This window comes from Dietzia sp. E1, from assembly GCF_014145015.1.
Classification (GTDB): Bacteria; Actinomycetota; Actinomycetes; order Mycobacteriales; family Mycobacteriaceae; genus Dietzia; species Dietzia cinnamea_A.
Window position 1 is genome coordinate 1 of record NZ_JAALDU010000098.1, and the last position, 10,657, is coordinate 10,657.

The window sequence follows — 10,657 nt, forward strand, 5'->3', positions numbered from 1 at the left end:
AACACACTGTTGAGTTCTCAAACAACACCCACACACCATCCACGCCCAGCCACAACGACCAGACAGCTTCCGGGGTGATCGCCGCCCCTTTCGAGGCAACTTCTCCAACTTAGCGGTCTCGCTTCACCGTGTCAAACCGGCTTGGCGCTCCCACTTGCTGGAGCCTGTCTCCTCGGGCGGCTCGGGCCTCTCGGTCCGGGCTGCTCTCGGCGACGTCCAATAAGTTACGCAGGCGTGAACGGAAACGCAAACTCGCAGGTCAACCCCGCTAACGGCCGACGGCGCCGGCACGAGCCGGCGCCGTCGTCGTCGGCAGGCGCGGATCAGCTGATGCGGACGCCGGCGAAGCTCTTCTTGCCACGCCGCAGGACCAGCCATCCACCGTGGAGGAGGTCACCGGAGGACGGCGTCCACTCGGGGTCCGAGACCCGCTCGTTGTTGACGTACGCGCCCCCTTCACCGACCGCACGCCGAGCAGCACCCTTGCTCTCGCTCAGCCCGGAGGCCACAAGGAGGTCGACGATGGTCGTCGGGCTGCCCGGGGCGATCTCCACAGCGCCGGCGTCCTCGAGCGCCGCTGCGAGCGTCGCCTCGTCGAGCCCGCCGAGCTCGCCTCGGCCGAACAGGGCCTGCGCGGCGGCCTGGACGGATTCCGTCGCGGCCACGCCGTGCACGAGCGTCGTCATCTCCTCGGCGAGGCGCTTCTGCGCCGCACGCAGGTGGGGCTTGTCGCGGGTCGACGCCTCGAGCTCGTCGATCTCCTCACGCCCGAGGAAGGAGAACCACCGCAGGTAGCGCACGACGTCCGCGTCGGCGGTGTTGAGGAAGTACTGGTACCAGGTGTACGGGCTCGTCATGGACGGGTCCAGCCACAGGCTGCCGCCTCCGGTGGACTTGCCGAACTTCTTGCCGTCGGCGGAGGTCACGAGGGGGACCGTCATGGCGTGAACCGTCTCGCCGTCCACCCGCCGGTTGAGGTCGACACCGCCGATGATGTTCCCCCACTGGTCGGAGCCACCCAGCTGCAGCGTGCACCCCATGTTGCGGCGCAGCTGCAGGAAGTCGTTCGCCTGGAGCAGCATGTAGGAGAACTCGGTGAACGAGATGCCCTCGCCCTCGAGGCGACGCTTGACGGTGTCGCGGCCGAGCATCGTGTTGAGCGAGAAGTGTTTACCGACGTCGCGCAGGAACTCGATGACCGACATGTGCCCGGTCCACTGCATGTTGTTCACGACCCGCGCACCGGTGGGTCCCTCGGTGAGGTCGACGAACAGCTCCAGCTGACCGGCGATCCGCTCGGTCCACTCGGCGACGGTGTCGGAGGTGTTCATGACGCGCTCCCCCACCTCGCGGGGGTCGCCGATCATCCCGGTGGCGCCGCCGGCGAGGACGATGGGCCGGTGCCCGGCCAGCTGGAACCGGCGCAGGGTCAGCAACGGGATGAGGTGCCCGGCGTGCAGGCTCGGACCGGTCGGGTCGAACCCGCAGTAGAGCGAGACCGTCCCCGCGTCGAGGTGGGTGCGCAGCGCGTCCAGGTCGGTCGACTGGGCGATCAGCCCACGCCACTGCAGTTCATCGAGGATGTTGTTGGTCACGACCGTCATTGTCCCCCATCGGTGCGACCGGCCACCACGGGGCGGGTGACCTGCGGGGCGCGTGGGCTCCGCCGGTAGGCGGAGACCTCCCGCGCGCCGGCGAGCCAGAACCGCCAGGGGCGGTCCGTCTCGCGGGAGACCCCGACGCGCGGACCGGAGCGGATGTGGTCGTCGGCAACCGGCGCGGGTCGGAAACGGATCGACGACGAGGGGTCCAACACGTCGGTGCCCCGCATCGACAGATCGATGCCGAGCGTGCGTCCGAGGTTGCCGGGACCGCGGGCGATGCGCTCCGCCGGGATGCCGGGCCGGCGGGTCTCCACGGTCTCGTGGCCCCCCACCACGCGGGCCGCACGGAGGAGCACACCCCCTCCCTCACCCTGAGGTCGGCAGGTGATGTTCACGCACTGGTGCAACCCGTGGCTCAGGTACACGTACAGGTGACCGGCGTCGCCGAACATCACCTCGTTGCGAGCCGTACGACCCGGCCACGTATGGGCCGCCGCGTCGGGGAACGCCGAATCGGCGGGCCCGCCGTACGCCTCGACCTCCATCACGCGCACCGAGACCGTGTCGTGCGTGAGGATCCCGCCGAGAAGCGACCGCGCCGCCTCGTCCGGGGACGACTCGCGCAACAACTCCCGGAACCGCTCGCCACCCGTGTCGTCGTCACTCGTGGCGTCGCGGTCGGCCCCGGACGCGCCCGCCGGAGGAGTCACTCCGCGGGCGTGCCGCCCGACCGGGCGACGAGGTCCGCGTGCTCGGCGTCGTCGACCTGCCGGGACTCGTCGACCAGCAGGACGGGGATGCCGTCGTCGATCCGGTAGGCCCGGCGCAGCCGCGGGTTGTACAGCGTCTCCCCGTCGACCAGGAGGAGGGGGCCCTTGTCCTCGGGACAGGCGAGGATCTCGAGCAGACGTGCGTCAATGACGGACATGCGTCTCACCCTACCCACGCGGCGAACCGGTCACGGACCTCGCCCAACCGCCGGCGTTGCTCCGCCACCGCCTCCCCCGCGGTCCCGCCACGGGCGTTCCTCGACGCGACCGAGCCGGTCACGGTGAGGACCTCGCGCACCTCGGGCGTGAGCGCGGGGTCCACGGCCGCCAACTCGTCGTCGTCCAACTCGTCCAGCCCCACGCCGCGGCTCTCGGCCACCCGCACGCACTCACCGGCCGCCTCGTGCGCGACCCGGAAGGGGACGCCCTGGCGGACCATCCACTCCGCGATGTCCGTGGCCAGCGTGTACCCGGCCGGCGCCAGTTCGGCGAGTCGCTCGGGATGGAACTCGAGCGTGCCGACGAGCCCCGCCATCGCGGGCAGGAGCAGGTCCAGCTGCGCGACGGAGTCGAAGACCGGCTCCTTGTCCTCCTGCAGGTCCCGGTTGTAGGCCAACGGCTGCGCCTTGAGGGTCGCGAGCAACCCGGTGAGGTTGCCGATGAGCCGTCCCGTCTTACCGCGCATCAGCTCCGCGACGTCCGGGTTCTTCTTCTGCGGCATGATCGAGCTGCCCGTCGACCACTCGTCGGCGAGCGTGACGTACCCGAACTCCGGGGTAGACCAGGCGATGATCTCCTCCGCCAGGCGGGAGAGGTCGACCGCGATTTGTGCGAGCACATAGGACGCCTCGGCCGCGAAGTCCCTCGAACTCGTGGCGTCGATCGAATTGTCCGCCGCATGGTCGAATCCCAGCTCCGCGGCGATCGCGTCCGGGTCCAAGCCGAGCGAGGACCCGGCCAGCGCACCCGACCCGTACGGCGACACCGCCAGCCGGCGGTCCAGATCCCGGATCCTGTCGAGGTCGCGCAGCAGCGGCTGCGCGTGCGCCAGCAGCTGATGGGAGAGCAGCACCGGCTGTGCGGCCTGGAAGTGGGTCTTGCCCGGCATGATCGTCTCGGGGTGGGCGTCGGCCTGCGCGACGAGGGCGTCGACCACGTCGAGCACGCCCGCCGCCACCGCGCGGACCGCGTCGCGGAGCCACATCCGGAAGAGGGTGGCGACCTGGTCGTTGCGCGAGCGGCCGGCCCGCAGCCGTCCGCCGACCTCGGGACCGACCCGGTCGATCAGCCCGCGTTCGAGGGCGCCGTGGACGTCCTCGTCCGACTCGGCCGGGACGAACGCGCCGGAGTCGACGTCCGCGGCGAGGCGATCCAGGCCGTCGAGCATCGCGTCCAGATCCGGGCCGGTGAGCAGACCCGCCCGGTGCAGCACCCGGGCGTGCGCCTTGGACGCCCGGATGTCGTACGGCGCCAGCTCCCAGTCGAAATGGGTGGACTTGCTCAGGGCTGCCATGGCCTCCGCCGGGCCGCCGGCGAACCGGCCGCCCCACAGGGCGCCGGTGTTGGTCCTGTGCCTGTCGTCCCCGGTCGCCCGCCCGCGGTCGCTCTGCTCGGCACTCACAGGCCGAGGTCCCGCTTGGCGGCGATCTTGGAGCTCAGACCGTGCAGGTTGACGAAGCCCTTCGCGTAGCTCTGGTCGAACGAGTCGCCCTCGTCGTAGGTCGCGAGATTGAAGTCGTACAGCGAGGAGTCGGAGCGGCGGCCGTTGACGGTGATCGACCCGCCGTGCAGGACCATCCGGATGTCGCCCGACACGTGCTGCTGGGTGTTGTCGATGAAGGCGTCCAGCGCGTACTTCAGGGGCGAGAACCACAGTCCGTCGTAGACCGCGTTCGACCACTCGTCCGAGACGCCGGACTTGTAGCGGGCGAGCTCACGCTCGAGGGTGACGTCCTCGAGGGCCTTGTGCGCGGTGATGAGGATCATCGCGCCCGGCGCCTCGTACACCTCACGGCTCTTGATGCCCACCAACCGGTCCTCGACCATGTCGAGACGGCCCACGCCCTGCGCACCGCCGCGGCGATTGAGCTCCTCGATCGCCTCGAGGACGGTGACCTTGCGACCGTCGATGGCGACCGGCACGCCCTCGGAGAAGGTCACGGTGACCTCGTCGGGGGCGGCGAAGTTGATGGTCGGGTCCTCGGTGTAGTCGTAGACGTCCTTGGTGGGGGCGTTCCACAGGTCCTCGAGGAAGCCGGTCTCCACGGCGCGACCCCACACGTTCTGGTCGATCGAGAACGGCGACTTCTTGGTGACGTTGATCGGGATCTCGTTCTTCTCGGCGAACTCGATCGCCTTCTCGCGGGTCCACGCGTAGTCGCGGACCGGCGCGATCACGTCGAGATCCGGTGCCAACGCGCCGAAGCCGACCTCGAAGCGGACCTGGTCGTTGCCCTTGCCGGTGCAGCCGTGCGCCACGGACGTGCCGCCGTGCATCTTCGCCGCGGTGACGAGATGCTTGACGATGAGGGGACGGGAGATCGCCGACACCAGCGGGTACTGCCGCATGTAGAGACCGTTGGCCTTGATGGTGGGGGCGCAGTACTCCTCGGCGAACTCGTCGCGGGCGTCCACGACGATCGACTCGACGGCGCCGCAGTCCAGCGCGCGCTGGCGCACGACGTCCATGTCCTCGCCACCCTGGCCGAGGTCGATGGCGACGGCGACGACCTCGGCACCGGTCTCCTTGCCGATCCAGCTGATGGCGACGGAGGTGTCGAGTCCGCCGGAGTAGGCGAGGACGACGCGATCGGACATGGTGTTCTCCTTGGTGTGTGCTGTGGGTCTGTGGGTCTGGGTGTGCGGCTCGTCCGCGGGTCGCCCGCTCAGAGCTGGCGTCGGGCCAGCGCGGCGAGTCGGTCCGCGAGTTCTGCTCCGGAGACGGGTTCGCGGGCCATCACGAATATGGTGTCATCCCCGGCGATGGTGCCGACGACGTCGTCCGGGTTGGCGCGGTCCAGGGCGCTGGCGAGGAAGTTGGCGGCCCCCGGCGGGGTGCGCAGGACCGCGATGTTGCCGCTGTGATCGGCGGACACGAGCAGCTCGCCGAGCAGCTTGGCCAGCCGGTCGGTGCCCCCGGGGATGCCCGGGACGTGGCTCCCGTCCTCCGGGATGACGTAGCGGCCCGCTCCCCCGTCGGCGGCGCGGAGCTTGACGGCACCGAGCTCGTCCAGATCACGGCTGAGGGTGGCCACCGCGACCGCGATGCCCTCCTCTGCCAGCGCCTCGGCGAGCTCGGTCTGGCTGCGGACCGGGCGGCGCCGGAGGATCTCGGTGATCCGGGCGTGCCGCACCGTCCGACTCACGGCGCCGACCGAGGTCACGCCCGCTCCAGGAGCCAGACGAGCAGTGCCTTCTGGGCGTGGAGCCGGTTCTCCGCCTCGTCGAACACCCGGCTGCGGGGACCGTCGATGACGTCGGCGGAGATCTCCTTGCCCCGGTACGCCGGCAGGCAGTGCAGGACGATCACGTCGTCGGAGGCCCGGTCCACCGCCTCCTGGCCGAGCCGGTAGTCGGCCAGGTCGCGCAGGCGGTCGGTCGCGGAGTCCTCCATGCCCATCGACACCCAGGTGTCGGTGATGAGTACGTCGGCTCCCTCGACCGCCGAGTCGACGTCGGTGGTGATGTGAACCGATCCGCCGGTGGCCTCCGCGATCCGCTCGGCGTCGGCCACCACCTGACCGGAGGGCTGATACCCGTCGGGGGCGGCGATGGTGATGTGGATGCCGGCCGTGGCGAACCCGAGCAGGTAGGAGTGGCCCATGTTGTTGGCCCCGTCGCCGAGGTACACGGCCCGCAGGCCCGCCGTGTGGCCGAAGTTCTCCCGGATGGTGAGGAGGTCCGCGAGGATCTGGCAGGGGTGGAACTCGTCGCTCAGCGCGTTGACGACCGGGACGTCCGAGTGCGCGGCGAGTTCGACGAGCCCGTCCTGCGAGTACGTCCGCCACACGATCGCCTCGACGTAGCGGGACATCACCCTCGCGGTGTCCTCCAGTGTCTCGCCCTTGCCCATCTGGGTGGAACCGGACTCGACGACGATCGCGTTCCCGCCCAGGTGCGCGATCCCGGCGTCGAAGGAGAAACGCGTGCGCGTCGACGTCTTGTCGAAGATCACGGCGACGGAGCGGGGGCCCTCCAGCGGGCGCGCGGAGAACGGCTCGGACTTGAGCTGCAGCGCGAGGTCCAGGACGGCGGCCTGCTCGGCGGGGCTCAGGTCGTCGTCGCGCAGGAAGTGGCGTACCGAGCGGGAGGGCGCGGGCGCACCGGTCATGACGAGGACTCCTTCTGGGACGCGGTGTCAAGGATCGCGGGCAGGGCGGAGACGAACTCGGCGGCCTGCCCCTCGGTGAGGATGAGCGGCGGGGCGAGCCGGACGACGTCGGCGGTCGTGGCCCCCACGAGATAGCCGGCCCCCCGCGCGGCCTCCTCCACGGACCTGGCCACCGGGGCGGTGAGCACCATGCCGAGCAGCAGCCCCCGTCCCCGCACGTGGTCGATCAGCGGATGATCGAGGCACTCGATCTCCGCGGAGATGACCTTGCCGAGCCGGTCGACGTGCGCCACGAGGTCATCGGACTCGATCGTGTCGAGCACGGCGAGCGCGGCGGCGCACGAGACCGGATTACCTCCGAAGGTCGTCCCGTGCTGGCCTGCGGTGAGCAGCTCACCGGCCGCGCCGATCCCGAGGCACGCGCCGATCGGCAGCCCGCCGCCGAGCCCCTTGGCGAGGGTGATCACGTCGGGCACCACCCCCGCCTTGCGGGAGGCGAACATCGCGCCGGTCCGGGCGATCCCGGTCTGGACCTCGTCGACGATCATGAGGACGCCGTGCTCCGTGCACAACGCGCGGACGTCGGCGAGGAAGCCCTCAGGCGGTTCGACGACGCCGCCCTCGCCCTGCAGCGGCTCGAGGAGCACGGCGGCGGTGTCAGCGGGGTCCTTCTCCACCAGTGCGGTGAGGGCGTCGATGTCGCCGTACGGATAGAACTCGACGCCGGCCGGCATCGGCTCGAACGGTTCGCGTTTGGCGGGCTGGCCGGTCATCGCCAGCGCGCCCATGGTCCGACCGTGGAAGCCGTTCTCGGCGGCGAGGATCCTCGAACGCCCGGTGCGGCGCGCGATCTTGAACGCGGCCTCGTTGGCCTCGGCGCCCGAGTTGCAGAAGAACGCCCTCACCGGCTCGTCCACCGCCAGCAGGGACTCGAGCCGCTCCGCGAGCTCGACGACCGTCGGGTGCACGTACAGGTTCGACACGTGCCCCAGCTCGGCGACCTGCCGGCCGACCGCGTCGACGATCGCGGGATGCGCGTGGCCGAGCGAGTTGACCGCGATACCGCCGAGCAGGTCGGTGTACTCGCGGCCGTCGGCACCGACGACGGTGGCACCGCGTCCCGAGACCAGCTCGAGCGGCGGGGTGCCGTAGTTGCGCATCAGGGCGGTGTCCCACCTCGAGGTGAGGGTGGGGGTGGTCTTCTCGCTCACGCGTGGTCTCCTGCCGGTATGCGGGTCTCGTGATCGCCCTCGGTCACCATCGTCCCGATGCCGCCCTCGGTGAGGATCTCCAGCAGCACGGAGTGCTCGACACGGCCGTCGATGACGTGGGCGGCGCGCACGCCGCCCTGCACGGCGCGCAGGCAGGCCTCCATCTTGGGGACCATCCCGCTCTCCAGCGACGGGAGCAGGCGCTCCAGGGGCCGGGTGCCCAGGTGGGTCACCAGGGAGGAACGGTCGGGCCAGTCCGTGTACAGCCCCTCGACGTCGGTGAGGACGACGAGCTTCTCCGCCTCCAGGGCCGAGGCGAGCGCACCCGCGGCGGAGTCGGCGTTGATGTTGTGGACGGTCCCGTCGGCGTCGGGGGCGATGGTCGAGACCACGGGGATCCGCCCGGCCTCGATGAGGTCGAGCACCGCGCGCGGGTCGACGGATTCGACGTCTCCGACGAGTCCGATGTCGGTGGGCCGACCGTCGACCATCGCGGTCCGTCGGACGGCGGTGAACAGGCCGGCGTCCTCGCCGGAGATGCCGACCGCGTACGGACCGTGCGCGTTGATCAGGCCGACGAGTTCACGACCGACCTGCCCGAACAGCACCATGCGCACCACGTCCATCACCTCGGGGGTGGTGACCCGGAACCCGCCGCGGAACTCCCCCTCCATCCCCAGCCGCGTGAGCATCGACGTGATCTGAGGGCCCCCGCCGTGGACGACGACGGGCTTGAGGCCGCAGGTGCGCAGGAAGACCATGTCGGCGGCGAAGGCCTTCTTGAGCTCGTCGTCGATCATCGCGTTGCCGCCGTACTTCACCACGACGATCTTGTCGTGGAACTTCTGCAGCCACGGCAGCGCCTCGGCGAGGACGTGCGCGCGGACGAACGGCGTCAGCTCGGTGGACCCGTCGTTCATCGCTGTGGTCATGTCAGGCCTCTCCGGGCTGGTCGGGGATGGTCAGGGCGAGATGGACGTCGGCGCCGCCGCGGTGGCGGAACCGGAACTCGACGCCGTCGGCCGTGGGCGCCGGCTCGGGCAGCGGCGAGTGCTCGGTGTCCGGCCGGAAGACGAGGACCTCGATAGGGCCGACCTGCGACCCGGACGCCGCGGCCAGCGACTCGGCGACGCTCTCGGCGACGAGGTGTGCAGCGGTGAAATCGGCGGCCGTGTCCCCGGCGCCGGCATCTCCGATCAACACCACGGCGCGGGTGGCGGGGACCTGTGCGCAGCGCGCGCTCCACTGGAGTTCGCCGGCCAGCGCCGCCTCGGACACGCCCGGCGCGGAGATGTCGAGCCGGGCCGCGGTGCCGACCGGCGCCCACCAGGACACGCTCCCGGGATCGTCGATGTACGTCCGTCGGACGAGGCCGCGCAGGTCCTCGCCCGGGACGGAGCCGTCCGCGCCGGCCGGTCCGGCGCCGGTCACGGGGCGAGACCGACCGTGCCGAGCCCGTCGGTCTCGGGCAGGCCGAGAGCGAGGTTCATCGACTGGATCGCCCCGCCGGCGGTGCCCTTGGCGAGGTTGTCGATCGCGGCGGTGAACACCGCGCGGCCCGCGCGCTCGTCCACCTCGATGCCCAACTGCACGGCGTTGGATCCGAGCACGGAGGCGGTCATGGGCTGCACGCCGGCGGGCAGGAGATGGACGAACGGTTCGTCTCCGAACGCCTCCGTGTAGACCGCGCGCAGCTCGGCGGCGCCGGCCGTGGTGGGGGCCACGGCGGTGGTGAGGATGCCGCGTGCCATCGGCGCGAGAACCGGGGTGAAGCTCAACGACACCTCCTCGTCGGTGACCGACCGGAGGTTCTGGAGGATCTCCGGGGTGTGCCGGTGGGTGGTGACGCCGTACGCCTTGACCGAGCCCATGACCTCCGAGGCCAGCATGGGGACCTTGGCGGACTTGCCGGCGCCGGACGCGCCGGTGACGGAGACGATCGTGATGGCCGAGGCGTCGATCAGCTTCGCCGCGACGGCCGGGAACAGCGCGAGCGTGGCCCCGGTGGGAAAACACCCGGGCACGGCGACACGGCGGGTGGACCGCAGCGCCTCGCGCGCCCCCGGCAGCTCGGGGAGCCCGTACGGCCACGACCCGGCGTGCTCGGAACCGTAGTAGCCCGTCCAGTCCTCGGCGCTGGAGAGCCGGAAGTCCGCGCCGAGGTCGACGACGAGGACGTCCGGCCCCAGCTGCTCGGCGATCGCCGCGGAGTGCCCGTGGGGCAGGCCGAGCACCACCACGTCGTGGCCCGCGAGGGACTGCGCGTCGGTCTCCGCCAGGACCCGATCGGCCAGCGGCAGCAGGTGCGGGTGGTGCTCACCCAGCGCCTGACCGGCGTTCGACCCGGCGGACAGGGTGCCCAGCTCGAGTTCACCCGACACGTAGGCCGGGTGCCCCAGGAGGAGGCGGAGGAACTCCCCTCCCGCGTATCCCGAAGCACCTGCGACCGCTACCTTGATTGCCATGCGCACGAGTATGCACGAGGTTGCAATCTTTTGCACGTGGGGGGGTCAGGCCCCCAGCTGGCGCCGTCCCCCCGCGAACCGGCGCTGCCCCAGGTCCACCGAGCCGCCCACCCGGCGCCCCTCCTCTATCCCGGACATGCCGACCCGTCGGCGGGTGCCGCGCACCGCGGTCGGGAACCGGCGGCGCAGCTCCGCGTCCGCCCGCTGAGCGTCCGAACGGAGGACGATCCCCGCCCCGGCCGCGTCGCGACTCCCGGCGACGGCGCCCTGCTCGGCG

Annotated in this window: 11 protein-coding genes and 1 pseudogene; all 12 read right to left on the bottom strand. The window is 71.1% G+C overall.

What is annotated here, in order from left to right:
• Positions 1-323: 323 nt before the first annotated feature.
• Positions 324-1,595: a tyrosine--tRNA ligase gene (gene tyrS / locus G6030_RS04350; RefSeq protein ID WP_347238574.1), complete on the bottom strand. Its 1,272-nt coding sequence runs from the start codon at positions 1,593-1,595 to the stop codon at positions 324-326.
• A 5-nt stretch (positions 1,596-1,600) separates the two neighbouring features.
• Positions 1,601-2,314, bottom strand: a complete 714-nt coding sequence (locus tag G6030_RS04355) for a DNA-3-methyladenine glycosylase (protein ID WP_347238575.1) — start codon at positions 2,312-2,314, stop codon at positions 1,601-1,603.
• Positions 2,311-2,532, bottom strand: a complete 222-nt coding sequence (locus G6030_RS04360; RefSeq protein WP_108847226.1) for a Trm112 family protein — start codon at positions 2,530-2,532, stop codon at positions 2,311-2,313. The genes G6030_RS04355 and G6030_RS04360 overlap by 4 nt, the downstream gene beginning before the upstream one ends.
• Positions 2,533-2,537: 5 nt before the next feature.
• The gene (argH, locus tag G6030_RS04365; RefSeq protein ID WP_182642322.1) at positions 2,538-3,995 is read right to left on the bottom strand and encodes an argininosuccinate lyase; all 1,458 of its coding nucleotides are present in this window, start codon (positions 3,993-3,995) and stop codon (positions 2,538-2,540) included.
• Positions 3,992-5,191, bottom strand: coding sequence for an argininosuccinate synthase (locus G6030_RS04370; RefSeq protein WP_007627020.1), 1,200 nt, complete (start codon positions 5,189-5,191; stop codon positions 3,992-3,994). Before G6030_RS04370 ends, argH begins: the two co-directional genes overlap by 4 nt.
• A gap of 68 nt (positions 5,192-5,259) precedes the next feature.
• Entirely contained in the window at positions 5,260-5,757 is a 498-nt protein-coding gene (locus G6030_RS04375) for an arginine repressor (RefSeq protein ID WP_131886594.1), read from the bottom strand.
• The gene (gene argF / locus G6030_RS04380; protein WP_182642323.1) at positions 5,754-6,704 is read right to left on the bottom strand and encodes an ornithine carbamoyltransferase; all 951 of its coding nucleotides are present in this window, start codon (positions 6,702-6,704) and stop codon (positions 5,754-5,756) included. Before argF ends, G6030_RS04375 begins: the two co-directional genes overlap by 4 nt.
• Entirely contained in the window at positions 6,701-7,915 is a 1,215-nt protein-coding gene (locus G6030_RS04385) for an acetylornithine transaminase (RefSeq protein ID WP_182642324.1), read from the bottom strand. The genes argF and G6030_RS04385 overlap by 4 nt, the downstream gene beginning before the upstream one ends.
• A complete protein-coding gene (gene argB / locus G6030_RS04390; RefSeq protein ID WP_182642325.1) occupies positions 7,912-8,847 on the bottom strand; it encodes an acetylglutamate kinase in 936 nt (311 codons plus the stop codon). The genes G6030_RS04385 and argB overlap by 4 nt, the downstream gene beginning before the upstream one ends.
• Position 8,848: 1 nt before the next feature.
• Positions 8,849-9,346, bottom strand: coding sequence for a hypothetical protein (locus G6030_RS04395; protein ID WP_182642326.1), 498 nt, complete (start codon positions 9,344-9,346; stop codon positions 8,849-8,851).
• Positions 9,343-10,380 (bottom strand): N-acetyl-gamma-glutamyl-phosphate reductase, encoded by a 1,038-nt coding sequence (gene argC, locus G6030_RS04400; RefSeq protein ID WP_182642327.1) that lies wholly within the window; start codon positions 10,378-10,380, stop codon positions 9,343-9,345. The genes G6030_RS04395 and argC overlap by 4 nt, the downstream gene beginning before the upstream one ends.
• A gap of 45 nt (positions 10,381-10,425) precedes the next feature.
• A pseudogene (locus G6030_RS04405) lies at positions 10,426-10,657 on the bottom strand (DUF2786 domain-containing protein); the annotation flags it as partial.

Coding starts and splice junctions, on each gene's coding strand:
- argC (WP_182642327.1), bottom strand. CDS start 10,380: ATGGCAATCAAGGTAGCGGTCGCAGGTGCTTCGGGATACGCGGGAGGG.
- argF (WP_182642323.1), bottom strand. CDS start 6,704: ATGACCGGTGCGCCCGCGCCCTCCCGCTCGGTACGCCACTTCCTGCGC.
- G6030_RS04370 (WP_007627020.1), bottom strand. CDS start 5,191: ATGTCCGATCGCGTCGTCCTCGCCTACTCCGGCGGACTCGACACCTCC.
- argB (WP_182642325.1), bottom strand. CDS start 8,847: ATGACCACAGCGATGAACGACGGGTCCACCGAGCTGACGCCGTTCGTC.
- G6030_RS04360 (WP_108847226.1), bottom strand. CDS start 2,532: ATGTCCGTCATTGACGCACGTCTGCTCGAGATCCTCGCCTGTCCCGAG.